Genomic DNA, 26,360 nt, shown 5'->3' on the forward strand with positions numbered 1-26,360 from the left:
GTTAAATTTAATTAAGTTCAGCGATATATTCAAGTTCCGAATCAATCAATTCATCTAATCGAATAATACTTTGTTTAGCACGTTCATAATCAATACTCCGATAATGGTGCATTCCACCCTCTTCTTCGTCTTTCTCATCCGCCCATTTTACAATTTGCTGCAGCGGTGTACGTACAATATCGTTTGATGGTAAAAAGGAATCGGTATGAAACAGTATGGCTAGAGCAATGGTCTTTGCCTTAACTGGGTTTTCACCCAGGCGAATTAATAATTTGTGTGCTCTTTCTGCCCCTTTTATCGGGTGTATATCATTTTGCTTATATAAATCATAATCCCATTTTCCATTCTTATACCATGTGTAATGCCCCATATCATGTAAAAGCCCCGCTTTTGTCGCAACATCGATATCCTGCTGTTGTTCTTTTGCTAAATGGAAAGCATGATAGGCAACAGCAATTGCATGGGCAATACCGGATCGATTCAAATATTTTTGTGCTATATGATGTTCAAATATGTTAATTAACCTTACATCCCTAATATCAATCTCCTCCACTCCATGCAACATGCAATTTTTTACTATTCATTATATTATAAACATAATTCCAAAGCTACATATTTATTCATTTTTACGAATAAAAAAAGAAGCTTTCATAAGCAATGAAAGCCCCACTTCACTTTTCTAACTATTTATTATTAATTTACAGTTTCAGTGGTATTTATACTTTCTGGAGTCTCTGTTTCACTTGTACTCTCCGTACTTTTTTCAGTATCTGTCGTAACTTCGGTGTCCTTTGTCTCTTTTTTAGTTTTTGGTGCTAAATATTCAAAATCGTTAGGATTGATTGGAGTATATCCCTCCGGTTGGTAGAACCGTAAAAGGTCTTTATAAACAATTTCATCCGATATCTGAAGCTCGACCGCTGCTTTATCGGCAATTTCCTTACATGCGTCAGTTCCTTCGATTAATTCTCCTGTGACGTTACTGTAGCATTTCCCTTTCACCTGAACAATCTCAGGTGATACAAAATCACCATTCCTAAATAAAGCCCAATTCCTGTGTTGAGGAGATAGTAAATCAGACCCAAGTTCCATATAGTCTTTTGTATCAATTCCTAATAAGTGAAGGATGGTTGAACGAACGTCAGCCTGACCTCCATATTGCTCTTGAATTCCACCTTTGACTCCCGGAACATGTATAAGTAAAGGAACTCGCTGCAACCCCGCATTTAATGTTGGAGTGATTTCTTCTACACCAAGTACTTTTGCCATTGCCTCATTGTGATTTTCTGAAATACCATAATGGTCGCCGTACATGACAATAACGGTATTATCGTATAAACCTGAAGCTTTTAGATCATTAAAGAACTGTTCAATTGCTTCATCCATATAATGGGCTGCTTGAAAATACTGGTCAACCACTTTATCCCCGGTATCACCAGCAGGAAAATCTGTATCCTCTGGATCCATTTCAAACGGAAAATGGTTGGAAAGTGTTAAAAACTTCGTATAGAACGGCTGTGGTAAGCTCTTAAGTAATGGCATTGACTCAGTAAAAAATGGTTTATCCTTTAAACCGTAATTCTTAGTGTTTTCCTCTGTCATATTGTAATACTCAGCATCAAAAAATTGATCAAATCCTAATGCCTTATACATCACGTTTCGATTCCAGAACGTTTTATAATTCCCGTGGAACGAAGCAGAATAGTAGCCATTTCCTTTTAAAATTGCTGGCATTGCATGAAAGGTATTTTGAGCTTTGTTAACAAATACAGCACCTTGTGCCATTGGGTATAATCCATTTTCCATCAAAAACTCTGCATCTGATGTTTTTCCTTGACCAGTTTGGTGGAAGAAGTTTTCAAAATAAAAAGCATCATTCCCGTGTACCAAAGAATTTAAGAAAGGTGTTACTTCCTGGCCATCTGGCATTTTATAATCGATGGCGAAGCTTTGAAGGGATTCCATCGCAATATAGATTACATTCATTCCTTTGGCTTTTCCGAAATACTCAGGATTTGGCGCTGCAAAATTGGCCTTTCGGTAATTCTCCACATCCGTAATATCACTGCTGTCAGCTAGTGCACGTTGACCAGATGATTTAATGTTTTGGATCACATCGTAAATAGTAAAGTTATAGGCGCCCAAATATTTAACTAAGTAATTCCTATCAAACGAACGGCTTAAAAGCTGCGGGCGATCCTTTTCAGCCAAACCAAGGTTAAAAAGGAATACAGTGACGGAGAACAATAGAACCACTTTAAATGACCTTTTATGTTCCACCACAGTCTTCTTAAAGACAGTAGCAGCAAGAATAATTAAAATAAAGAAATCCAAAAAGTATAAGAAATCAAACGGAGACATTAACGAAAGGGCACTATCACCCAATTGTCCTGCATTGGTTTTCGTCGACATCAAAACCGGAACTGTAATAAAGTCGCTAAAGAATCTGTAATATGCAATATTCGCGTACAATAAAAACGACAGAATAAAGTTCGTGATAATCAATACTAATTTCATACTCTTTTTGAAGAGTAATGCTAAACCAAAAAAGAACAATGCTGAACTTAAAGGGTTAATAAATAAAAGGAACTTTTGTAAGTTATTATCAATTCCAAGTGTAAATTCAATTTGATAAGCAGCATATGTTTTCAGCCAGAATAAAACAACGGCAATTGCAAAGAAAGCAATCGATCCATTCGTTTTTAATTTAGGCAGTCTAATCTTTTTCATTTCTATTTCTCCTCTCACTTACCAATCATCTTTGGTAAACGAACCTCAATAACTATATCACATTTCAACAAAAATAAATACAAAACACCTTCCATTAATAACCAATTTTTTTCGTCAATTTTCACTATATTTTGCTAGTCAATTAATATGGGGAAAGCTTGGTCAATTTCATCAGAAGGAAAAATTTATTTCTTTAAGCCTTAGGACGATTCGAACTTCATTTATATAAGACGGTGAGAAGCTCATTAAGTTTCATTTTTTTAGGAATCTTTTTCTAAGTAATCATAAACCGTAATTTTCGGGCATGCAATATGATTTTAGTCTTATCTTTTACAGAATATAATACAAGCTGCCCTTTTAGAACTATTAATAATAAAGAAGGCGGTTACAAGTAAACGAATTAAACCCCACAAAAAGGAAATAATAAAATGACACTGAAAAGAGGAGTTGAAGGAAATGAATGTTAACCGTGTAAAGCAAATTTTATCGTCTTCCGCAGATATTGAAGTAAAATATAATGGGGCTTCCGTTTGGATTGACGCATTAAATGAGGATGGAAGAACCGCAACCGTCCACTTAAGAGGACCGCTTGAAGAACGGACAATCGTTGAAATTGGGGAACTTTCCGAAGAATAAAAATACCTCCACCTTGCCTAAGGTGGGGTATTTTTATCTGCAGAGCTTCTAAATCATATCTTCGTTTTCTTTATTTATATCTTTTGGCTGAGGCTTAATCTGTTGATCAAAACCTTTACTAAGAACTTCTCTAGTATTTGTTCCAACGTCTATCTTGGTATTAGACTTAGGAAGCTGACTTAATTCCTTACCTCTTGGCATTGTCTTCACCCCTTATAGTTAAAATGTTCAAGGTGTGGACAATTTAATCAATAATATTACAATGATTGTCGTAAACCTTTGATAGCAGTGTTTGCTAAAAGTTGAATGGTCATATCGTCCATAGGCGGGTTGTGAAGTCCTGCTCTCACATCGCGGTAGTACCGCTGAAGAGGATTTTTCAGTGATAAACTTCTTGCACCCACTAATCTCATTGCCAAATCGACTACCGAGATAGCGTTATTGGTAACTGATAATTTTGCAGCTCCAAGGACTGGGCCCATTACTCCCCTATTTTCCTCATCAGAATCATCCCATTGCTTCGCAACAGCATGCAGGAAATACTCTGATTCCATCAACTTTAGTTCCATCTCCCCTATTTTTTGTCGAACGTTCGGTAATTCAATAATTGAACCCTCGATACTATTAGGAGAATAGTTTAACGCAAATTCTATGGCATATTTTTTCGCAGCTTTTGCAATTCCAAGATAACAAGCTGGAATATGCAGGAGCCATCCGCTGGCTTTTTTACCCTCATGTCCAATCTGCTCTACAAAATATTCTTCTGGGACACTTACATTTTGCAAGATTAAATCATGACTGCCTGTCCCTCTTAAAGCAATGCTATCCCATGTTTCTTCTATTACAATTCCTTTTGCGGAACGAGGAATAAGGAAGTTCCCTATCTTATTTAAGTCCTTTAAGGATGCACTAACAATAAAATAATCTAATACGGGTGCCATGGTAGTAAAAGTTTTTCGACCATTAATAATCCAACGATTCCCTTCTTTATGGGCAGTTGTCTCTGGTTTTCCGCCACGGGTTGGACTTCCTGTTCTGGGCTCTGTGGCTGCACTATTAATTAAGGAACCATTTATTACGTCTAGACAGATTTTTTCAAAGACATTTTCACTCCAAGAATTTTTTTCTGAGAGGTTTTTGATGATCCCCATATGCCAGCCAATGGAAAGTGCCGTCGCTCCATCTCCCTCAGCTATTTTTTCTTGGAAACGCAGCATATCAAATAAAGAAATTTCCTTTCCCCCATACTTCTTAGGAACTGTTAACGAGGTATACCCAGAGTCTTTTAAATCTTGAATATTTTGATAGGGAAAACCTCCCTCAATATCAACTTGATGTGCTCTTAATAAAAATTGTTTAGTTAGGGTGTTCATAAGCTCAAGCTGTTCATCAAACGATTTTTTATCTTGGAATTTCATAAATCCTTCCCCCTATTTTACGGATGTTTGAAGGAGTAACCTTCCCTTTGTATGATTGACTATGATATTACACGATTAAGGAGTATTTTTCCATTTTTAAAAGTTAGTACTAAACTACTAGTTTAGTGTCATAACTCACAGTTAAATATTCAAATTTGTTCTATAATCAATATGAAAATTTCCCAAAGTGCTCTGTATTTGAAAAGCTTTAGTTGTATAGCCTTTTTATGGAAATACTACACTTTATTGGAAATGAAGGGGGATTGGAATGTCGCGAGGTGCAAAACAATTATTTCTTCAAACCACAAGCCTGGTGGCCGGTTTCATGGTTTGGGTGCTTATCTCATCACTCATGCCCTATATTCAAACAGATATTCAGCTGTCTTCAACTCAAATTTCCTTAGCCACAGCTATACCAATAATACTTGGATCTTTACTTAGAGTACCTATTGGGTATTGGACGAATCTGTTTGGAGCAAGAACTATATTTACAATTAGTTTTATCCTTTTATTGCTGCCTATTGGGATTTTAAGTATGGCAAACTCTTTTATTATGCTAATTTTCTGTGGATTACTCCTCGGCATTGGAGGTGCTGTTTTTTCTATCGGTGTGACCTCCCTGCCAAAATATTATTCAAAAGAAAGACATGGGATTATTAACGGAATTTATGGAGCTGGAAATATTGGAACCGCCCTTACAGCATTCGCCGCACCCGTGCTGGCAAATACATTTGGATGGAGAACGACGATACAATTATTCCTTCTTGTTGTCCTAATCTTTGCTATCTTGAATTTTCTCTTTGGTGATAAGAATGAACGAAAGGCTAACATATCTTTAACAGAACAAATAAAGGAAGTATATAAAAATGAAAAACTTTGGTTTTTAAGTTTATTCTATTTCATTACATTTGGGTCGTTTGTTGCCTTCACGGTATATTTGCCTTCTTTCTTAGTAAATCATTTTGATTTAGAGAAGGCGGATGCAGGTTTACGAACAGCGGGCTTTATTGCTTTGGCTACTTTATTTCGACCAATCGGCGGGTGGCTCGGTGATAAAATGAATCCATTTTTTATTTTAGTGGGGGTATTCACTGGACTAACTTTCGCAGGTTTTTTACTAGCCTTTACTCCGTCCCTGCCTATTTATTCATTTGGCTGTTTATTCGTGGCCATCTGTGCAGGTCTCGGGAATGGTACTATTTTTAAATTAGTTCCTTTATATTTTTCAAAACAAGCAGGCATTGTGAATGGTATTGTTTCGGCAATGGGCGGGCTTGGAGGATTTTTTCCGCCAATCATTTTAACCATTTTCTTTAATTGGACTGGACACTATGCAATTGGCTTTATGTCGCTCTCAGAGTTTTCATTAGCAAGTTCCATATTAGTCGTTTGGCTCTACTTTAGGGAAAAGCAGGATATCTCCGCAAAAATTGTCAATCATGCTACGGATGGAATTACTGTTACAGATAAAAATGGAATTATCCAAAGTGTAAATCCTGCCTTCACCAAAATTACCGGATATTCTATGGCTGAAGTTGTCGGTAAAACACCTAGCGTACTTCAATCAGGTGAACATGATAACACTTTTTATAAAAAGATGTGGGATAGTTTGATCAATGCCGGCTACTGGGAAGGATTCATTTGGAATAAACGAAAAAATCAAGAAATCTATCAAGAATGGCTAACCATCACGGCCATTAAAGATGACAGTGGTGAAACCAAGAATTATGTTGCTATGTTTCATGAAACTGATGATCAAAAGAAGTAAGACCTTCCTCAGGGGGTCTATTTTTTTCAAAAAAAATGCTGACTTACGCGCTAATTATTACAACTTTTTGACTATCCCCCTAAGTTCACAGTTCCTTCACTATTTTTGTGACGTACGTCACTAAAATCATGTTAGCATGTGTTTTATAGTGATTATACAAAGAACATTCACTTTAAAAAATGTGGATTTGAGGAGAGATAAATATGGCACGAATTAATTATTGGAATCCTGAGGACGAAAAGTTTTGGAACGAAGAAGGAAAAAAACATGCGAAGCGTAATCTATGGATTTCTGTACCATCCTTAATGCTTGCATTCATTGTTTGGCAAATTTGGTCTGTAGTGGCTATTAGACTTAATGATATTGGCTTCTCTTTCACAGATGAACAATTATTCACATTAGCAGCGATCCCAGGACTTGTCGGAGCAACCCTTCGCTTTGTTTATACCTTTGCAGTCGGTTCAATTGGTGGAAGAAACTGGACAGTCATCTCAACAGGCGTATTAGCCATTCCTGCAATTGGTATTGGATTTGCGGTACAAAATCCTGACACACCATTTTCGATTATGTTATTGTTAGCGGCACTTTGTGGTCTTGGTGGAGGTAATTTTTCTTCTTCATCAGCAAATATCAGCTTTTTCTTCCCGAAAAAGGAAAAAGGGACAGCATTAGGTATTAACGGCGGTCTAGGGAACATGGGCGTTTCTGTAGTACAATTTGTTACACCATTAATCATTACAACAGGTGCTTTTGCTTTTGCAGGTAAGGGTCAAGTTTTAGCAAACGGTCAACAAATCTGGGTACAAAACGCAGCATTCATCTGGGTAATTCCAATTATAATCATGACAGTACTTGCTTATTTCAAAATGGATAATGTACCAGGTGCTAAACAATCTGTAACTGATCAATTTGTAATTGTTAAACGTAAACACACTTGGATTATGACAGCATTGTATATCGCTACATTCGGTTCATTTATTGGTTATTCAGCGGCTTTCCCGCTTTTATTGAAATCACAGTTCCCTGAATATATCTCATTAGCGTTCTTAGGTGCATTAGTAGCGGCGGCAGCTAGACCTGTAGGCGGCTGGATTGCTGATAAATTAGGCGGCGCGCGAGTTACAGCCTATGTATTTGTTGCAATGACAATTGGAGCTTTAGGTGTTATTTACTTCTTGAATCTTAAACAGTTCGCTGGTTTCTTAGTTTCATTCCTTGTATTATTCCTTGCCTCTGGTATTGGATCTGGTTCAACATTCCAAATGATCCCAACCATTTTCATACCAAAAGAAGCTGCACCAGTAATCGGTTTTTCTGCAGCATTTGCTGCCTATGGATCATTCTTAATTCCAAAGCTTTTTGGATGGAGTATTAAAACAACAGGTTCATACGTAACAGCGTTCTATTTCTTCATTGCCTTCTATGTGATTGCGTTTGCGTTAAACTATTTTTACTATCAAAGAAAAGCTGCAGCAGTTAAACAAATGGTCAAGCAAGCCGGATAATCCAGTTTAATAAGATATCCAAACCCTAGATTTCATGTATGAGATCTAGGGTTTGCTTTTTATTGCAACTGAAGACATGAGGACAAATCTTTTCGCCTCCTGTAAGATTTGTCCCCTAGAACCCTTATTGAGGACAAATCTTTTCGCCTCCTGTAAGTGATTCGTCCCCAAGAACCCTTATTGAGGACAAATCTTTTCGCCCCCTGTAAGTGATTTGTCCTCAAGACCCCTTATTGAGGACAAATCTTACTGTCTTCTGTAAGAGATTCGTCCCCAAGAACCCTTATTGAGGACAAATCTTATCGCCTCCTGTAAGTGATTTGTCCCCAAGAACCCTTATTGAGGACAAAACTTATCGCCTCCTGTAAGTGATTCGTCCCCAAGAACCCTTATTGAGGACAAATCTTATCGCCTCCGGTAAGTGATTCGTCCCCAAGAACCTCTATTGAGGACAAGTCTTATCGCCTCCTATAAGTGATTTGTCCTTAAGCAATTCTAATAGGCCGACAATAAAAATAAAAGCACGGAAAGTTTCCGTGCCTTCGTTTTAAATCCGGGATATGGCTACTGCACATGCTTTGTATTCTGCGGTTCCTGATATCGGGTCATATTCGTTAAGTGTTAAAACATTCGTAGGTGTTTCGCTCCAATGGAAGCTCATGAATACAAGACCTGGAACGACTTGATCCGTGATTTTTGCCTTCACTTTTAGCTCTCCTCTTCGAGAACGAACATGAACCAATTCACCGTCACTAATCCCTAGTTCTTGGGCATCGTCTGGATGAATATCAACTGTCTCCTCTGTTTGCTTAACTTTTACACCAGCTGCATAGTAACGAGTTTGCGAATGAGTATTATAGGATTCGTATCGTCTGCCTGTTGTTAGTGTAAATGGATATTCAGCATCTGGAAGTTCCAACGGCGGTGTGAAATCTACCGGGACGAATGGTGACTTTTTCCCAGCTGTCTCCTGATTGTGAAATCTCTCATGCATAACAAATGTACCCGGATGGTCTTCTGTAGGACATGGATAATGAATACTGTATTCTTTTTCAAGTCTTTCATAAGAAATACCGCCATACATCTCCCAAGCAATTTTTCTCACTTCATTCCAGATCTCTTCACTGTTTGAATAACTCATTGGATATCCCATGATTGTTGAAAGTTCACATAATATAACCCAATCTTCTTTTACATTTGGACCTGGGTCAACAGCTTTGCGGACTCGTTGAATCCTCCTGTCCGTATTGGTGTAGGTTCCTTCTACCTCCCCCCATGAACATGCGGGAAGAACGACATCTGCCATTTCCGCAGTTTCTGTTAAGAAAATATCCTGCACAATCAACAAATCTAGTTTTTTCATAAGCTGCTTCGTATGGTTCATATGAACATCCGCAAGTAATGGATTTTCGCCGATTATATAGAGCGCCTTCAACTCACCATCTTCGAGCCGGTCAAAGGTTCTAGTTTGCGTGTCACCCGCATGAGGATTGAGTGAAACCTTCCATTCTTTCTCATAACGCACACGGAATTCTTCATTCGCTAAACTCATTGCCCCGGCCAGCTGGTTAGGCAGACATCCCATATCCCCCGCACCTTGAACATTATTTTGCCCGCGCAAAGGCATTATTCCTGTTCCCTGCCTGCCGATATTTCCAGTCAATAAAGCAAGATTGGCAATATCAAAGACATTATTAACACCACAATGGTGCTCTGTGATTCCAAGTGTATAAGCAATCATAGAACCGCTTGCATTCGCATATTCTCTTGCTGTGGTTACGATATCCTCTGCGCTTAAGCCAGTAATTGAGGCCGCAAATTCAGGTGTATACCTCTCTACCTGTCTCTTTAATGACTCAAAATCAATTGTAAATTGCTGAATGAATTCTTCATTATATAAGTTTTCTTTAATAATCACCCGTAGGAATGCATTGATGAGTGCGATATCGGTCCCAACATTAATTTGAAGATGACGATGAGCAAATTTGACCATATCAATTTTTCTCGGATCAATGACAATTACCTTCAAACCATTCTTTATTGCTTTTTTAATACGGTTCGCAATAATAGGATGCGCCTCTGTTGTGTTTGATCCCATTAACAGCAAGACTTCTGCTCTGTCAAAATCCTCTAGAGTATTTGTTGGGAAACCGCTTCCAAATACAGTTGCCAGACCGGCAACGCTCGGAGCATGTCACGTTCGGTTACATCCGTCGATATTATTACTGCCAATCACTGTTCTCATAAACTTTTGTGTAATATAATTGGATTCATTGGTTGTTCTAGCACAGGCAAACATCGAAATCGCATTTGGTCCCCATGTATCTCTAATTGCAGATAATTTATCTGCAATAAACTGATATGCCTCTTCCCAACTTGTTTCTACCAATTCCCCTGCTTTTCGTATGAGCGGATTAAATAATCTTTTGTTTGAGTGAACATATTCATAGGCAAATGCACCTTTTACACAGGTCTGCCCCTTGTTTACGGGTGCCTCTTTGTCACCGCGAATTTTCATAATTCGATTATCTTTTACTTCAAGTACTAAACCGCATCCTGTACCGCAATAACCGCAAATAGTTTTGACAAGATTTGCTTCTCCCAAAGTTTCCCCTCCTAATAAACATTAATACTTATATAAACATATTAATCTATTCAACCTAAAAGTAGCTTTAATTTTTCAAAAAATAATTGTCTATTTTTTGAAAAATTGCAATAAAAAAACGGAAGAGAGTATCTTCCGTTTCATCATGCTGGTTTCGCCGGCAGAAGGATATTAAAGGTGGTACCTTTATTTGGTTCACTTTCTACAAACACTTTTCCATTATGATTTTCAATAATTTTAAAACTAACCATCAAGCCTAGTCCGTTTCCATTTTTCTTCGTCGTATAGAAAGGTTCACCAAGCTGTTTTAGTTTTTCCTTTGGGATACCAACTCCTGTATCCTGAATCGAGATTTGAACATTGTTATCATGAATCACAGTTTTAACATGCAAATCCCCGCCATTTGGCATCGCTTCGATACCGTTTTTGATAAAGTTCAAGAATACTTGCTTTAATCGGTTTTCATCACACTCAATCTGAATAATTTCATGAGAGCAATCAAATGAAAGTTTTACATGCTTCTTCCTTGCTTCAAATTCAAGCAGCGAAACCACATTTTTTATAACTGGAACAACATTTTTTTCTTCTAATTCCACCATCTTCGGTTTTGCCAATACCATGAAATCTTCAACTATCGTATTAACTCGTTCAATTTCATCAAGAATAATATTGATAAACTCAAGACGCTCTGGATCTTTTTCATCTAATGTAAGGAACTCTGCATAACCTTTCATAGATGTAAGCGGATTTCGGATTTCATGTGCTACACCTGCTGCTAATTGTCCAACAGCTGCCAGCTTATCTTGGCGATGGAGGACTTCTTCTGTTTTCTTACGTTCCGTAATATCATTCCTGATCGCTACATATTGGTATGGCTTTGCACTATCATTCAAGAAAGGAACAATTGTTGTATCCACCCAATAATATGTTCCATCCTTTGCTTTATTTCTTATTTCACCCTTCCAGACCCTTCCTTCGCCAATTGTTTTCCATAAATCCTTGAAAAACAGCTTGGAATGATGACCAGAATTTAATATGCTATGATCTTTCCCGATAATCTCTTCACGGCTGTATTTCGATATTTCACAGAATTTATCATTCACACTTGTTATATTTCCTCTGGCGTCTGTAAAAGCCACAATAGTTGATTGGTCAAGCGCAAAGCGAATATCTGTATTATCTTTTATTGATTCTTTTAGGTGTTCTTCTGCCCTTTTTCGATCAGAAATATCGGTGCGAATGGCAACATATTGATATGGCTTCCCTTTTTCATTTAAAAAAGGAACAATTGTCGTATCAACCCAATAAAGTTTTCCATCTTTAGCGCGGTTACATATTTCTCCCTTCCAAACATCTCCCTGGCCAATTGTCCGCCATAGGTCTTTGAAAAATTCCTTTGAATGGTAGCCTGAATTTAATAACCTATGATCCTCACCAAGTAATTCCTCACGACTGTATTTCGATATTTCGACAAACTTATCATTTACACTTGTAATTTTTCCCTTTTGGTCCGTAATCGCAATTATCGATGATTGGTCAAGCGCAAAGGTAATATCCCGTGTTTCTTTTATCGATTCCAACAGCGCCTTTTCCGCCTTCTTACGACTGGTTATATCTGAACGAATCGCTATATACTGTATTGGATTACCTTTTCTGTCTAAAAACGGGACTATAGTTGTATCTACCCAATAAATTGACCCATCTTTCGCTTTATTCCTAATCTCTCCCCGCCATATCTTGCCGGACTGAATGGTCGACCACAATTTCTGAAAAAACTCTTTTGAATGATACCCCGAATTTAACAGTCGATGGTTTTTTCCAACAATTTCTTCTTTCTTATACTTAGAGATTTCTTCAAATTTATCATTTACAAATACAATCGTTCCTTTAGGATCTGTAATGGTCACAATAGTCGAAGCATCTAAAGCCGCTTTGATATCCTTCAAGTTAGTATCAGATTCGGCAAGCTGCTTACTAATCAGCGTACTTGAGGCAATTAATCCGCTAATAATTAAAATTGTCACAAAAAATACCAAATAGATTATAAATGTCTCTTCATTGATTGGCCCATTTACTGTATTATTGGCCGAACTAATCGTTGACGCTCTTTTTAAAAGAAAATGACCTTCTGCAATTGCAGCTGAAATAATCAGCGAGCTAATTGGTTTTAACCAAGTTTGATTACCCTTTGAGTAGGTTTTTAATGAAAAAAGAATCCATAAAGACAATAAAAAAGACCCAAATATCATTATTCCGGAAAATAAATAAAGCGGAATATTGTATTCAAAAGTCATGTTCATAGCGTAAATACTTATTATATGAATAGAAAAGACAGCTGTCGTTAAAAAGAGACTTCCCAAAATTAAATGGATACTTTTAATCTCTTTTCTAAATAAAGGAATGAAAGCCATGCCCGAGAATGCAATCCCAATAAAGATAGATAATATCGTTAGAGGCAGTTGGTAACTTGAGAAGCGAGTAATATCTGCCGCAATTAAACCAACGAAATTCATAACCCAAATCCCAACACCCATTGCCAGCGAGCCGCCAAGAAATAAAAGCCGTTTGTTATTCTTTGAATTTTTAACTAGAGTAAACATATCTAAACCGGTATATGAAGCCATAATCGTTAACCCTATGGCGATAACTACTAAAAATGGATGAAATTCTGCCGATACTGAACCCATATACAGTACCTCCTCTTTTGACCTATCTTCTCTGATTGTAATGTAAACAATCAGACTAGGGAAGTGTTTTTGTTCACAAAATTGTCGAATTTATATTATTTCATCTATAATTAGCAAATTCAACATACATTAATTGGAACTGAACTGCACAACATGTAAATATATGATATTTGTATCATTTTTCAAAAAATATAAATTATTTTTGAAAAAGGACTACACAAATTTGTTTTTTTTGATTATACTGTACTACAACAGATGAAATCTTAATAAACTGTATTAAAAAAGGAGGAGAATTTTAAATGTTAATGAATCCAGTTGAATTTTTCCGTACTTTACCAAAGAAGGAATGTCCAGAATGTGGGCAACACATGGAAGAACAAGCAGAAAGCTACTTAATGGAATGTGACCGCTGTTTATCAAAAAGAGAAGAATAAAGAGACAAAAATTTTTGGTAATACTGTACTACAACAAGCAAAAAGTTAATACACTGTATTAAAAAAAGAGGAGGTTATCTCAATGTTAATAAGCCCAGTAGAATTTTTTCGTAATTTGCCAAAAAAGGAATGCCCACAATGCGGGCAGCATATGGAAGAACAAGCAGAAAGCTATTTAATGGAATGCGATCGCTGTTTAACCCATAAAGACGAATAGCAAAAGGTCCCATGCTTCCCTAACTGGGGAGCTTTTTTGTTGGAAATTTATGCAGGAATAAACCTTATACACAAAGCAAAAGATTATAAAAGGAGGTGTTTGTAATGGCTAAAGAGTCTAGTTCATCCAATAAGAAGCAAACATCCATACATGGTGGTATTTATCCCTCTGAAAAATACGTTCCTGGTGAGTCCGTTGACCAACATAAGGAACTTGAGGATGCCAATATTATGATTACCGGAGATGAAATTCGCCAGCAAAATGAAAATCTTTAATTGAGGAAGGTAAACGGATATGGATATAGTTGATATTTCGAGTGCTAAACCTGGAGATGAGGTGTTTGTAATCTATCGTAATCCACATGTACCAACTGTTGCGAATATAAGACCTGCGGAAATTGTCGCTCACCCGAAAGACCCAAATTCACTTGCGTTGTTCTTAAACGAAACTTTTCATGTGATTGAAGACGATGACGCTCTTTTTCCTACTTCTGAATCAGCACAACAAGCATTTGAGGGTCATTTCTTTGATTTTGGAGATGAATAAAAGACTGTCATTTATTTTGACAGTCTTTTTAATACTAATTAGATTTTCGGAAGCTCTCTTATTTCTGCAGCCATTTCGTTTCCACACATTGGGCAAAGCAAGTCGTCTGTTACAAAATCCTTTCTCATCCAGCCTATACAAGCACTATCCATACAAGAGTAGATCTCAGTTTCAAGCATTATTACTTCAACTTCTTCATCCTTAGCCCTTTTACCGTAAAATATGGGAACCGCCTCCTTTTTTTATAGTATGTACCAAAAATGTCCTTTTCATAGCAAAAAAACATTCTTTACCAAAACATTATAAGGAAGGAATAAATAGAAAATGAAAATCAATGAAAAAAAATTAACAGTAGTGGGAACCGATATAGAGGAAGTAAAGAGATTAAATAACCAATCAGGTTTAAGTTATAACCAAGTAAAACAGCTTCTAGCAGAAAAATATGCAAATAAGAGGTAGCCTTCCAAATTGGAAGGCTACCTCTTTAGAAATCGCTATGTTTAATAATGATTTCAGAGTCATGCCTTTTAGAAAGTATTTTACTTTTTTTCCTGTTCTCTTTTGATTCAAAAATAATATCAAAATCATAATCGGAAGGGTATAGTTCTTCAGCTTTGATATAAAGATTTAATCTTTTGTGATTAATGGTAATTTTTTCACCCTTGACCTGTACTATATAGTTCCCTTGTTTGTCAGGACCGCCATAAACAATCCCAAATTCATTCGTTGGTGAAATCTTAACATTGTCACCTTTACTATATTCATCGATCATTCCGTCAGGATAGATAGTCTTTTTTCTATTTTTATATTTGTTAATAATCACTTGTTTTTCTAATTCCTTCAGCTTCAAACGGTCGGTTTCCTTGTTGTCATAGGTCATAATTTCTTTATACGTAATTTGATGTGCCCGCTCTATGATTTTCGGATGGATTCCTAGTTTTAAGGCGATTGCAAATGCTTGACTCTCTCCTCCTCTGCCTATATTTAGCCGATAGGTCGGACTGAGTGTCTCAATATTAAATTCCATCGATCCGTTAATAAACCCCGGATGCTCATCAGCAAACTCTTTTATTTCACTATAGTGGGTAGTAGCGAAAAGCATTGCTCCTTTATGGTAGAGTTGTTCTAATATCGCAGTCGCAAGTCCCATTCCTTCTCCTGGATCAGTTCCAGAACCCAGCTCATCTAAAAGTACCAAGGTTTGATCATTAGTATCCTTTAAAATTTCAATGATGTTAACGATACGCGAACTAAATGTACTAAGATTTTCAGTAATGCTTTGACCATCACCAATATCAACAAGGATACGCTGAAATATACTAAGATTACTTTCTTCGGCAGCTGGGATATGGAGACCACACTGGACCATGAGTGTCAATAATCCTACCGTTTTAATACTTACCGTTTTACCACCAGTATTTGGGCCCGTTATAACGAGTGCACTTTGACCTTCCATCATCTCTAATGATAACGGAACTGCCTTATCACCTAAGAGCGGGTGTTTTGCTTGTAGTAATTTAATTTGCTTCTCTTCATTAACCTTAACCTTTGTGCCATTAATAGACCGGCTGTATTTCGCCTTCGCAAACACAAAATCATAATGGACCATTGTTTCGATAGCTGTCCGAATTGGCTGCTCTTTCTCCTCTACAAGCCCCGTTAGATAGGTCATAACTTTTTGGACTTCAACATCCTCATCTGCTAGCAGCCAGGTTAATTGTTCTGAATAGAGAGCAATTTCTTCAGGTTCAATAAATAAAGTTGATCCTGAAGCTGAAGTATCTAAAACAGACCCTTTAATTTTATTTCTATATTCCTTCTTAATAGGTATTACATATCTGCCATCTCTTTGGCTTACCACGTTCTCTTGAAGAAAGGTTTTATATTTATTCGAGCGAATAAGCTGCATGGTTTTTTCTTTTAGCCGTTCCTCATGAATAGCGATCTGTTTTCTAATTTTCAATAACTCTTTTGTTGCATAATCATCTACCCTTCCATTGCGAATACAACGATTAATTTCACCTGCAAGTTCCGGCAGTTCCTCTATCGCTGCTACGTATGATGAAACTCTTGGAGCATAAAATTCTTTGTCCTTCATAAACCTGCGCATTTTCCCACAACACTCTAAGAAATCATGGAGCTTGGAAAATTGTTCAGGACGCAGTGCAGTTCCTTTATTTAATTGTGATAAGATTTGTTCCATTCCACTAAGTCCATGGACAGGCACACTCGAACTCTTCTTGAGTATTTCAACTGCCTCGGATACTTCATCTAACCAAGCTTCAATTTGTTTTAAATGTGTAGACGGAATTAGATTATAGATTTTTTCTTTTCCTTCATTCGTTAATGCAAATTCGGCAATTTTTTCTTTAATTTCTTGAACTTCCAAAACCTTAAATGTATGTGTATTCAAATTTTTTCCCTCCAATGTAAAATAAAAATAGCCGCAATGAACAATGTCATTGCGGCTAAGCGAAATAAAACGAGAAATGGCTCGTTATTATATACAGATTTCTCCATAAAAAAACTGTCTACAGGATTGTACACAGCAGCACGGAAATCATGTATGCTTGGTATGCCTATTGTTCTTAACACTTCATTCCAATACCAGACTCAAATAAACCTTCATTCGTCAAAAAAATGAACAAGGCTGCCTAGGAATGAAAATATCCAATTGATTGGATTAGTTAAGAACGACACCTAACATACAACATACTCCCTTATATGGAAAATATTGATTCTTTTAAAGAATACAATACTTAGAAACAAATGTCAAAATGAATTAACGTCTTCATCTCTATTTTTAGTATATACAAAACGTCAAAAATGTTTAACAAATTAGACGTTAATTTGACTATTTCTTTACTTGTTTAACACTTATTATTAGAGTAGGTCAAATAACTGGATAGGTGTAGATATGACTAAGGAACATCAAACAGAGAACATTCTTACCAATGAATTAATTGAACTTTTACATTCTGCCGGGAGAATCCTTGAAATAAAAAAAGGGGCATATCTTTTTCAGGAAGGGCAGCCTGCTTCTGAAATGTACCTTATTCTTTCCGGACGGATACAAATATCGAAAATGAACGCGGAAGGCCAAGAGCTATATTTACGCTTGTGCTCAGAGCATGATATTGTCGGTGAGTTAACCCTTTTTACGGAGGACCCACGTTATATTTTCAATGCCAGAGTGATAGAAGACGGTCATGTGGCGGGGATTCAATTAGATTCCTTGGAGAAAGAGTTATTTCAAAACAGTAATTTAAGCTATCAGTTTATTAAGTGGATGAATGATCATATTAGGAGGACAGTGACTAAATTCAGAGATTTGGTGCTCTATGGAAAAAAAGGTGCTCTTTATTCTACATTAATTAGACTTTCAAACAGCTATGGTATGAATAAAGAGGATGGCATTCATCTAACCGTCCCAATCACAACTCAGGATTTAGCCCATTTCTGCGGAACTGCCAGGGAAATCGTCAGCAGGATACTAGCCGATTTAAAAAAAAAGGAAATTATTACGATTGAGCATAAAAAAATTATCATTCATAATCTCGATTATCTTAAACGTGAAAATGATTGTGAAAACTGCCCCATTTCCCAATGTACCATTGATTAAATCATCCCTTCTTACTATTAAGATATTTTGTTCACGAAATATCCACATCTTTTTACAAAAAACTTCTTTATCTTTAAAGATAGGAGGGAGAAACTATGAAAAAAATCTATCTAATATGTAGTTTGGCTGTATTCCTATTGATTACAGCAGGGATTTCTTTTTTTCTCATTCGAGATGCAAGTGCAAAAGTACCTGCTAATATCACTTTAATGGACCAGAATGGAGAACCATTCAATTTTGGAAGAGATAAAAAACTAAAACTTGTGGAATTTATTTATACGAACTGTCCGGATATTTGTCCTACTACAACCCAAAAGATGGTACAATTAAAGAGTGATTTAGAAAAAAATAATGTTTTCGGCAATAAAGTTGAGTTTGTTACCATTACCATTGACCCTTATCGAGACACACCTGAAGTGTTACAAAAATATATGAACGCCTTTGGAATTACTAACTCCGACAATTGGATTTTCTTAACAGGTGATCAGGAAAATATCAAAGCTGACCAGGCAAAAATTAGGGAAGTTGCAGAATCATTGCAGTTTCAATATAAAGACCCTGGCAATGGTCAATTTGTTCATACATCCTTTACCTATTTAATTGATGAGAATAATAGGTACATTTCTAAATTCCCAATGGGAGGAGACTTTGATAAACAGAAAGTCTACGAAGAGATTATGGATGAAATAAATTAGGTGCAATAAAAAAGCGGTTAGTCCTTAGGATTAATCGCTTTTTAATACCTATTTAATTCACGGATGATGGATACTTTTTTATTTGTTGTAGAGATAATAGGTAGTTGGACTTTGGTTTTGTTAAACTTGCTTTTATTCCGGCCTGTTTTAACTTATTTACGAGTTCAGTAAGCTGCTTTTTCGACATACTTCTCACCTACTTTATTCCTTCACTACTTCTTTAACCAATTCTACAACAAAAATATGAATAAAGTGTGAAAACTAGGAAAAAAAATTAGAAAAATTTTCTGCAATATGTTTTAATTTTTCCCATTAAACACTTTCATTCAACAAAGAATTCGCTCTTGACCTAGTTTAATGGTATAATTAGTAGATATTTTGCTGTTGGAGGATTTTATAAAATGATAACTGTAAGTAACGTAAGTTTAAGATATGGTGACCGAAAGTTATTCGAAGATGTAAACATTAAATTTACTCCTGGGAATTGCTATGGTCTAATTGGTGCAAACGGCGCCGGAAAATCAACATTTTTAAAAATACTATCCGGTGAAATTGAATCTCAAACCGGAACAGTGCAACTCGGTCCAAATGAACGGATGGCAGTATTAAAACAGAACCACTTTGAGTACGAGGAACAAGAGGTTTTAAAAACTGTTATCATGGGGCATGCAAGACTTTATCAGGTAATGCAAGAAAAAGACGCCATCTACATGAAAGAAAATTTCACTGATGAAGATGGTATGAAAGCTGCTGAGCTTGAAGGTGAGTTTGCTGAATTAAATGGATGGGAAGCAGAACCAGAAGCAGCGATTCTTTTAAAAGGACTCGGTATCGGTGAGGATTTACATTATAAGAAAATGGCTGAATTAACCGGTTCTGAAAAGGTAAAGGTCCTTCTTGCACAGGCCCTTTTTGGCAGACCTGACGTATTACTATTGGATGAGCCGACGAACCACTTAGATATAAAGGCGATTCAGTGGTTAGAAGAATTCTTAATTAACTTTGAAAATACTGTTATTGTTGTATCCCATGACCGTCACTTCTTAAATAAAGTTTGTACTCATATTGCCGATTTAGACTTTGGAAAAATACAAATTTATGTCGGTAACTATGATTTCTGGTATGAATCCAGCCAACTCGCTACAAGAATGGCTTCCGATGCAAACAAAAAGAAAGAAGAGAAAATTAAAGAACTTCAAGCCTTTATTGCTCGTTTTAGCGCGAATGCATCTAAGTCTAAACAGGCAACTTCCCGTAAAAAATTACTAGACAAAATTACACTAGATGATATCCGCCCTTCGTCCCGTCGATATCCATTCGTTGGGTTTACACCTGAACGCGAAATCGGAAATGATTTGTTGCGCGTTGAAGGGTTAACAAAAACTATTGATGGTGTAAAGGTTCTTGATAATATTAGTTTCTTCATGAATAAAGGTGATAAGATTGCTCTTGTTGGAACAAATGAAGTAGCCAAGACAACGTTATTCAAAATTTTAATGGGCGAAATGGAAGCTGACAGCGGTACCTTTAAATGGGGTATTACTACTTCCCAAGCTTACTTCCCTAAGGATAACTCCGAGTATTTTGAAAACAGCGAGTTAACTCTTGTTGATTGGCTTCGTCAGTTTTCTCCAAAAGATGAAAGTGAAAGTTTCTTGCGCGGTTTCTTAGGCAGAATGCTGTTTTCGGGTGAAGAAGTGCTTAAAAAGGCAAGCGTCCTTTCTGGAGGAGAAAAAGTTCGCTGTATGCTTTCGAAGATGATGCTTAACGGTGCTAACGTTTTACTTCTTGATGAGCCTACAAACCATCTTGATTTGGAATCTATTACAGCATTAAACAATGGGCTAATTAACTTTAAAGGGTCACTGATTTTCTCTTCACATGACCATCAATTTATTCAAACTATCGCTAACCGTATCTTTGAATTAACTCCGAATGGATTAGTTGATAAGCAAATGACATATGATGAATATCTTGAAAATAGTGAAATTCAGAAACAATTGGCAGAAATGTACAATAAGTAAAAGGTTAAGGCGGACACAACTTGTGCCCGCTTTTTTTAGCAGTGTTAATTGGGCTGTTGATTGGTGCTCCAGGCACTTCGCTTTCCGCGGGCGGTCCGGGGAGCCTCCTCAGCGCTTAAGCGCCTGCGGGGTCTCCCCTGCCCCGTCCTCCCGCAGTAGTCTTCGTGCCTTCCGCACCAATCAACAGTGTGCCAAAGCTAATTCCTTCATTAACACATATTTTTTAATTAAAATCTCTTTTGCTTTCTACGTGAGGATGAAGCTTCTCTTGCTCCTGTTTCTGTTGTTGTGGTTCCTTGGCCTTCTACTTGTGGTGAAGCCAAGCCGATTGTGGATGGATCCTTTTTACGCTTTCCCATGATTACACCTCCTTTTTTAGTTTTTGAAGATTATCGTGACTTATACAGAATAATTCACTGGAACTTTGGCATGATAATCTACAGGAGGAGGTGTTTTGTATGGCAAGAATTGGAGTAGAAGAATCACTAACAGATGTTCTTGAAGCATTAAGGGAAAAAGGACATGATGTAGTTCAACTTAGACAGGAATCTGATGCACAAAATTGTGATTGCTGTGTTGTAACTGGTTTAGACTCAAATGTTATGGGAATGCAGGATACCTTTACAAAAGGATCGGTTATTGAAGCTAATGGGATGAGCGCAGAAGAAGTGTGCCAGCAGGTAGAAAGCAGACTTCAATAGGTTCGAACAACATAGGAAAATGATCAATTATACTTAAAACTGCCGCCCAGGCAGTTTTTTCTTTTTCCATACTTTTACGAAGAATATTGATTCGTTATAATATAAAAGAAACTCTGATAGATTTTGAGAGGAAGTATAGAATGAAAAACCCTATTTTTACTGTTTTGGCCATTTTACTGTTAATTGTTTTATCGGCATGTTCACCTAATGAATCCCAACAGACTGAAACGGTAGAACTAACCATTTCAGCTGCAGCAAGCCTTAATGAAGCATTAATGGAAATAAAAGAGCAGTTTGAAAACGAGAATCCCCAAATAAAACTTTTATATAATAGCGGCGCCTCTGGTGCATTGAAACAACAGATTCTCCAAGGGGCACCCGTAGATCTTTTCCTCTCTGCTGCACAGGATCAATTCACTGAATTAATTCAGGAAGGAATAATTGAAAAGAAATCGCAGGTTGATTTATTGGGAAACCAACTAGTCTTAATCACCAACAAGGAAAACCCTTCCAGTATAAACCAATTTTCTGATTTGAAGCGCATCCAAATCAATAAGCTTGCCATTGGTATACCGCAATCTGTTCCCGCTGGAAAATATGCTAAACAAACACTCGAAAATTTGGGACTCTGGGAAAACCTAGAACCATTCGTTATTCAAACAAAGGATGTAAGACAAGCTCTAACCTATGTAGAAACGGGTAATGTTGATGCGGGTATTGTTTATATGACAGATGCACAAGTAAGCGATAAAGTGAAAGTGGTAGCCGTAGCAGGTGATCTGACTCACGATGCTATTATCTATCCTGCAGGTATTATAAACTCGTCACAAAAGAAGGAAGAAGCTAAATTATTTCTAACTTACTTACAAGGAAAAACCGCAAAAACTATTTTTGAAAAATATGGCTTTATTGTATTGGATTGATGATTATGTTTACTAGCGATTTTTGGTACCCCCTAAAATTCTCTCTGGTAGTAGCCACGCTATCAGTAATCATTGTAAGTTTTTTGGGCATTTTTTTTGCTAGGCTATTATATGACAAGAAATTTAAAGGAAAGATGATACTAGAAACTTTCCTCATGCTTCCTCTAGTTCTTCCGCCCACCGTAATAGGATTTTTATTGATTTACTTTTTTGGAAGAAAAAGCCTAATTGGTGCTTTTATCGAAGACCTTTTTCAACATACCATCATGTTTACTCCTTGGGCAGCGATTATCGCATCGACCACTGTTGCTTTTCCACTCATGTACCAAGCAGTAAAATTAGGTTTTCAATCTGTTGATAAGGATATTGAAGATGCCGCAGGTGTAGATGGTGGCAGCAGAATGAAGGTTTTTCTTTTCGTTTCTCTGCCACTGACACTTCCCTCGATTATCTCCGGAATGATTATGAGCTTTGCCCGGGCGCTGGGTGAATTCGGGGCAACTTTAATGTTTGCTGGAAATATTCCAGGAAAGACACAAACTGCGCCAACAGCGATATATGTTGCAATGGAAACTGGTAACATGAGTTTAGCTTGGTCATTCGTTCTATCCATGGTAATGATCTCATTTCTGATGCTGTTAATATCAAATATGATACAAAAAAAACCATGAAGAAATATTTTCTTCGTGGCTTTTTTATGCAGTTTAATCGAAAAATGTTTGGCGTTATTCTGACCACTATAAAAAAATTTAAAAAAAGAGACAAGTTTCCCTCCCTTCGCTGCATAAACATCAAATAGGACAAATTATCGGGGGTGTTCATAATGAAATTTTTGGTATTAAAGAAAGATACACTCGTTTTCATTTTAGTAACAGCTTTCCTGCTTGTAACTATTTCTGCTTGGTTTTTGTTAAAAGCAGGAGATACGACCGTGTTTAATCAAACTGCCAATGAAAGTATAAGAGAAATTCATATGGTTACAGTAGAGTATAAAAGTAAAACGAAAGACGGAAAAGAAATTGAAGTATATCGCTGGGACCCAGGTACTATTCAACTGAATGCTGGAGAAAAAGTAAACTTGTACATTAGCGGTGTTAACGGAGAACAACACCCCTTCTTTATTGAAGGCACTGATATTAAAGGAACAGTCAAAAAAGGGGAAGAAACACTAGTCTCCCTTCAAATCGAAAAAGAAGGTACGTATCGTTTAATTTGTGAAGTCCATGGAGACAGAGAACATAATGGTCCAATGATTGCGGATATTATCGTTGATTAAAAACAGGAGATTTATTCTCCTGTTTTTTTCATGTCAAATAGCTGTCTGTTTCATAGTTTTTCACTATCAACATGTTGATATCGTTGGTTTTTTCTTATATAACAGATTAAACAGATAACAAAATAATTATAGTACAGTTTAATTTTTTTCAGAATTCGTTCATGAAATGTTCAAAAACACCTCAAATAAACCCGTTAAAAATAAGACTTCACAATATGTTAACAATATACGTGACTTCATTCATAAAAAACCTGTTACACTCAAGTTAAGAAATAACAGTAACACTGTTATATTAGTTCTCATACAAACTTACGAGGTGAAAATAATCATGGAACAATGGAAAGGTTTTACAAAAGGTGTTTGGTCAAAAGAAGTTAACGTACGTGATTTCATACTAAAAAACTATAATCAATACGAAGGGGACGACAGTTTCTTAGCAGGTGCTACGGACGCTACAAATAAGCTTTGGGAACAAGTAATGGAATTAACAAAGCAAGAACGTGAAAAAGGTGGAGTTCTTGAAATGGATACTGAAACGGTATCTACCATCACTTCACATACACCTGGATACCTAAACGAAGAACTCGAAAAAGTGGTTGGTGTCCAAACTGACAAGCCATTTAATCGTTCCATGCAGCCCTTCGGCGGAATTCGGATGGCAAAAGCAGCTCTAGAATCGTATGGCTATGAATTAAATTCCGATATTGAAAGATTTTTTACAGAGTTCCGTAAAACTCACAACCAGGGTGTTTTCGATGCTTATACAGATGAAATGATGCTTGCCCGTAAAGCAGCGATTATTACAGGACTTCCTGATGCATACGGACGCGGACGTATTATCGGCGACTACAGACGTGTTGCATTATATGGTGTTGATTTCTTAATCAGAGAAAAGCAAAAAGATCAAAAAAATACCAGCAAAATAATGACAGAAGATAACATGCGTCTTCGTGAAGAAATTGCCGAGCAAATCCGCGCATTAAAAGAATTAAAAGAAATGGCAAGCAGTCATGGCTTTGATATTTCGCAGCCGGCAGCCACTGCACAAGAAGCATTCCAATGGCTATACTTTGGTTACTTAGCCGCTATTAAAGAGCAAAATGGAGCTGCAATGAGTCTTGGACGTGTATCTACTTTCTTAGACATTTATGTAGAAAGAGACCTCCAAAATGGTACTTTAACAGAAGTTGAAGCACAGGAATTAGTTGACCATTTTGTTATGAAGCTTCGTCTAGTTAAATTTGCTCGTACACCTGATTATAATGAATTATTCTCTGGTGACCCAACTTGGGTAACGGAGTCAATCGGTGGTATCGCACAAGATGGACGTTCACTTGTAACGAAAAACTCTTTCCGTTTCTTACACACATTAGATAACTTAGGTCCAGCTCCGGAGCCAAACTTAACTGTTTTATGGTCACCACTGCTGCCTGAAAACTTTAAAAAATATTGTGCAAAAATGTCAATCAAAACAAGCTCTATCCAATATGAAAATGATGATATCATGCGTCCAGAATATGGTGATGATTATGGTATTGCTTGCTGTGTATCCGCTATGGAGATTGGTAAACAAATGCAGTTCTTCGGTGCTCGTGCAAACCTTGCGAAAGCACTCCTTTACGCCATCAATGGCGGTGTAGATGAAAAATTAAAAATTCAAGTAGGACCGCAATACCAACCAATTACGGCCGACGTATTAGATTATGAAGAGGTTATGCAGAAGTTTGATCAAATGATGGAATGGCTAGCAGATCTTTACATCAACACCTTGAATGTTATTCACTATATGCATGATAAGTATAGCTATGAAAGAATTGAAATGGCCCTGCATGACACACAAATCCTACGGACTATGGCAACAGGTATTGCCGGCTTAAGTGTTGTAGCTGACTCCTTAAGTGCGATTAAATATGGAGAAGTCAAGGTAATTCGTGATGAAAACGGTCTTGCTGTAGATTTCGAAGTAACTGGCGACTTCCCTAAATACGGAAATAACGACGATCGAGTTGACAGCATTGCAGTAGAATTAGTTGAAACATTTATGAAAAAGCTTCGCAAGCATCAAACTTACCGTAATTCTGTTCATACAATGTCAATCTTAACGATTACTTCAAACGTCGTTTATGGTAAAAAGACTGGTAATACACCTGATGGACGTCGTGCTGGCGAACCATTTGCACCAGGTGCAAACCCAATGCATGGCCGTGATCGAAAAGGTACACTTGCTTCTCTATCTTCTGTTGCTAAACTACCATACAGCTCAGCAATGGATGGAATTTCAAATACTTTTTCTATCGTTCCTAAAGCTTTAGGTAAAGAAGATGAAAGCCAGGTGCGTAACTTAGTTTCAATCCTGGATGGATATGCCATTAAAACAGGTCACCACTTAAACGTTAACGTATTTAACAAGGAAACATTAATGGATGCAATGGAACATCCAGAATTATATCCACAATTAACGATTCGTGTTTCTGGGTATGCGGTTAACTTCATTAAATTAACAAAAGAACAACAGCTAGACGTTATTAACCGTACTTTCCATGAATCACTGTAAATAATATTAAAGAGCTCCT

25 protein-coding genes are annotated in these 26,360 nt (G+C 36.9%); 16 read left to right on the forward strand and 9 right to left on the reverse strand.

What is annotated here, in order from left to right:
* Positions 1 to 7: 7 nt before the first annotated feature.
* A complete protein-coding gene (locus QNH29_RS20005; RefSeq protein ID WP_283865687.1) occupies positions 8 to 538 on the reverse strand; it encodes an HD domain-containing protein in 531 nt (176 codons plus the stop codon).
* A 155-nt stretch (positions 539 to 693) separates the two neighbouring features.
* On the reverse strand, positions 694 to 2,730 hold the full coding sequence (gene ltaS, locus QNH29_RS20010) for a lipoteichoic acid synthase (protein WP_283861084.1): 2,037 nt from the start codon (positions 2,728 to 2,730) through the stop codon (positions 694 to 696).
* Between the two features lie 456 nt (positions 2,731 to 3,186).
* Here ltaS and QNH29_RS20015 point away from each other — a divergent pair, with 456 nt between their 5' ends.
* On the forward strand, positions 3,187 to 3,366 hold the full coding sequence (locus tag QNH29_RS20015) for an H-type small acid-soluble spore protein (RefSeq protein WP_283861085.1): 180 nt from the start codon (positions 3,187 to 3,189) through the stop codon (positions 3,364 to 3,366).
* A 48-nt stretch (positions 3,367 to 3,414) separates the two neighbouring features.
* Here the strand turns inward: QNH29_RS20015 and QNH29_RS20020 are convergent, their stop codons facing one another.
* Positions 3,415 to 3,567, reverse strand: coding sequence for a hypothetical protein (locus QNH29_RS20020; protein ID WP_283861086.1), 153 nt, complete (start codon positions 3,565 to 3,567; stop codon positions 3,415 to 3,417).
* A 56-nt stretch (positions 3,568 to 3,623) separates the two neighbouring features.
* The gene (locus QNH29_RS20025; RefSeq protein WP_283861087.1) at positions 3,624 to 4,784 is read right to left on the reverse strand and encodes an acyl-CoA dehydrogenase family protein; all 1,161 of its coding nucleotides are present in this window, start codon (positions 4,782 to 4,784) and stop codon (positions 3,624 to 3,626) included.
* Between the two features lie 268 nt (positions 4,785 to 5,052).
* Here QNH29_RS20025 and QNH29_RS20030 point away from each other — a divergent pair, with 268 nt between their 5' ends.
* On the forward strand, positions 5,053 to 6,552 hold the full coding sequence (locus QNH29_RS20030; RefSeq protein WP_283861088.1) for a nitrate/nitrite transporter: 1,500 nt from the start codon (positions 5,053 to 5,055) through the stop codon (positions 6,550 to 6,552).
* Positions 6,553 to 6,755: 203 nt separating this feature from the next.
* Entirely contained in the window at positions 6,756 to 8,057 is a 1,302-nt protein-coding gene (locus QNH29_RS20035) for a NarK family nitrate/nitrite MFS transporter (RefSeq protein WP_283861089.1), read from the forward strand.
* Positions 8,058 to 8,604: 547 nt separating this feature from the next.
* Here QNH29_RS20035 and fdhF read toward each other — a convergent pair.
* Complete coding sequence (fdhF, locus tag QNH29_RS20040) at positions 8,605 to 10,662, reverse strand: formate dehydrogenase subunit alpha (protein ID WP_283861090.1); 2,058 nt, start codon at positions 10,660 to 10,662, stop codon at positions 8,605 to 8,607.
* A gap of 143 nt (positions 10,663 to 10,805) precedes the next feature.
* Positions 10,806 to 13,349 carry a PAS domain S-box protein gene (locus QNH29_RS20045; RefSeq protein WP_283861091.1) on the reverse strand — a complete coding sequence of 848 codons (2,544 nt, stop codon included), beginning with the start codon at positions 13,347 to 13,349 and terminating at the stop codon, positions 10,806 to 10,808.
* 299 nt (positions 13,350 to 13,648) lie between these two features.
* Here QNH29_RS20045 and yhfH (QNH29_RS20050) point away from each other — a divergent pair, with 299 nt between their 5' ends.
* From yhfH (QNH29_RS20050) to QNH29_RS20065, 4 genes are all read left to right on the forward strand, one after another.
* Positions 13,649 to 13,783, forward strand: a complete 135-nt coding sequence (gene yhfH, locus QNH29_RS20050; protein ID WP_090757656.1) for a protein YhfH — start codon at positions 13,649 to 13,651, stop codon at positions 13,781 to 13,783.
* 82 nt (positions 13,784 to 13,865) lie between these two features.
* Complete coding sequence (gene yhfH / locus QNH29_RS20055) at positions 13,866 to 14,000, forward strand: protein YhfH (RefSeq protein WP_283861092.1); 135 nt, start codon at positions 13,866 to 13,868, stop codon at positions 13,998 to 14,000.
* Between the two features lie 104 nt (positions 14,001 to 14,104).
* Positions 14,105 to 14,275 carry a hypothetical protein gene (locus tag QNH29_RS20060; RefSeq protein ID WP_283861093.1) on the forward strand — a complete coding sequence of 57 codons (171 nt, stop codon included), beginning with the start codon at positions 14,105 to 14,107 and terminating at the stop codon, positions 14,273 to 14,275.
* A 19-nt stretch (positions 14,276 to 14,294) separates the two neighbouring features.
* Positions 14,295 to 14,546, forward strand: coding sequence for a transcriptional regulator SplA domain-containing protein (locus tag QNH29_RS20065; protein WP_283861094.1), 252 nt, complete (start codon positions 14,295 to 14,297; stop codon positions 14,544 to 14,546).
* 38 nt (positions 14,547 to 14,584) lie between these two features.
* On the opposite strand, the gene QNH29_RS20070 is transcribed toward QNH29_RS20065, so the two are convergent.
* A complete protein-coding gene (locus QNH29_RS20070) occupies positions 14,585 to 14,770 on the reverse strand; it encodes a cold-inducible protein YdjO-related protein (RefSeq protein ID WP_283865688.1) in 186 nt (61 codons plus the stop codon).
* A 100-nt stretch (positions 14,771 to 14,870) separates the two neighbouring features.
* Here QNH29_RS20070 and QNH29_RS20075 point away from each other — a divergent pair, with 100 nt between their 5' ends.
* Positions 14,871 to 15,005, forward strand: coding sequence for a hypothetical protein (locus QNH29_RS20075; protein ID WP_283861095.1), 135 nt, complete (start codon positions 14,871 to 14,873; stop codon positions 15,003 to 15,005).
* Between the two features lie 25 nt (positions 15,006 to 15,030).
* On the opposite strand, the gene QNH29_RS20080 is transcribed toward QNH29_RS20075, so the two are convergent.
* Positions 15,031 to 16,959: an endonuclease MutS2 gene (locus tag QNH29_RS20080; protein ID WP_283861096.1), complete on the reverse strand. Its 1,929-nt coding sequence runs from the start codon at positions 16,957 to 16,959 to the stop codon at positions 15,031 to 15,033.
* A 504-nt stretch (positions 16,960 to 17,463) separates the two neighbouring features.
* On the opposite strand from QNH29_RS20080, the gene QNH29_RS20085 reads away from it, so the two are divergent.
* The 3 genes from QNH29_RS20085 (at position 17,464) to QNH29_RS20095 (ending at position 20,887) form a co-directional block, all read left to right on the forward strand.
* Positions 17,464 to 18,168 carry a Crp/Fnr family transcriptional regulator gene (locus QNH29_RS20085; RefSeq protein ID WP_283861097.1) on the forward strand — a complete coding sequence of 235 codons (705 nt, stop codon included), beginning with the start codon at positions 17,464 to 17,466 and terminating at the stop codon, positions 18,166 to 18,168.
* 95 nt (positions 18,169 to 18,263) lie between these two features.
* Positions 18,264 to 18,863: an SCO family protein gene (locus QNH29_RS20090; protein WP_283861098.1), complete on the forward strand. Its 600-nt coding sequence runs from the start codon at positions 18,264 to 18,266 to the stop codon at positions 18,861 to 18,863.
* Between the two features lie 401 nt (positions 18,864 to 19,264).
* Positions 19,265 to 20,887: an ABC-F family ATP-binding cassette domain-containing protein gene (locus QNH29_RS20095; RefSeq protein WP_283861099.1), complete on the forward strand. Its 1,623-nt coding sequence runs from the start codon at positions 19,265 to 19,267 to the stop codon at positions 20,885 to 20,887.
* A 227-nt stretch (positions 20,888 to 21,114) separates the two neighbouring features.
* On the opposite strand, the gene QNH29_RS20100 is transcribed toward QNH29_RS20095, so the two are convergent.
* Positions 21,115 to 21,246 (reverse strand): YuzL family protein, encoded by a 132-nt coding sequence (locus tag QNH29_RS20100; RefSeq protein ID WP_283861100.1) that lies wholly within the window; start codon positions 21,244 to 21,246, stop codon positions 21,115 to 21,117.
* 99 nt (positions 21,247 to 21,345) lie between these two features.
* On the opposite strand from QNH29_RS20100, the gene QNH29_RS20105 reads away from it, so the two are divergent.
* From QNH29_RS20105 to pflB, 5 genes are all read left to right on the forward strand, one after another.
* Complete coding sequence (locus QNH29_RS20105; RefSeq protein ID WP_283861101.1) at positions 21,346 to 21,588, forward strand: YkuS family protein; 243 nt, start codon at positions 21,346 to 21,348, stop codon at positions 21,586 to 21,588.
* 140 nt (positions 21,589 to 21,728) lie between these two features.
* On the forward strand, positions 21,729 to 22,511 hold the full coding sequence (gene modA, locus QNH29_RS20110; RefSeq protein ID WP_283861102.1) for a molybdate ABC transporter substrate-binding protein: 783 nt from the start codon (positions 21,729 to 21,731) through the stop codon (positions 22,509 to 22,511).
* Between the two features lie 5 nt (positions 22,512 to 22,516).
* On the forward strand, positions 22,517 to 23,182 hold the full coding sequence (gene modB, locus QNH29_RS20115; RefSeq protein ID WP_283865689.1) for a molybdate ABC transporter permease subunit: 666 nt from the start codon (positions 22,517 to 22,519) through the stop codon (positions 23,180 to 23,182).
* 152 nt (positions 23,183 to 23,334) lie between these two features.
* Complete coding sequence (locus QNH29_RS20120; RefSeq protein ID WP_283861103.1) at positions 23,335 to 23,787, forward strand: cupredoxin domain-containing protein; 453 nt, start codon at positions 23,335 to 23,337, stop codon at positions 23,785 to 23,787.
* Between the two features lie 328 nt (positions 23,788 to 24,115).
* Positions 24,116 to 26,341, forward strand: coding sequence for a formate C-acetyltransferase (gene pflB, locus QNH29_RS20125; protein WP_283861104.1), 2,226 nt, complete (start codon positions 24,116 to 24,118; stop codon positions 26,339 to 26,341).
* Positions 26,342 to 26,360: the final 19 nt, after the last annotated feature.

Source organism: Neobacillus sp. DY30, from assembly GCF_030123065.1.
In the GTDB taxonomy this organism is placed as follows: Bacteria; Bacillota; Bacilli; order Bacillales; family Cytobacillaceae; genus Neobacillus.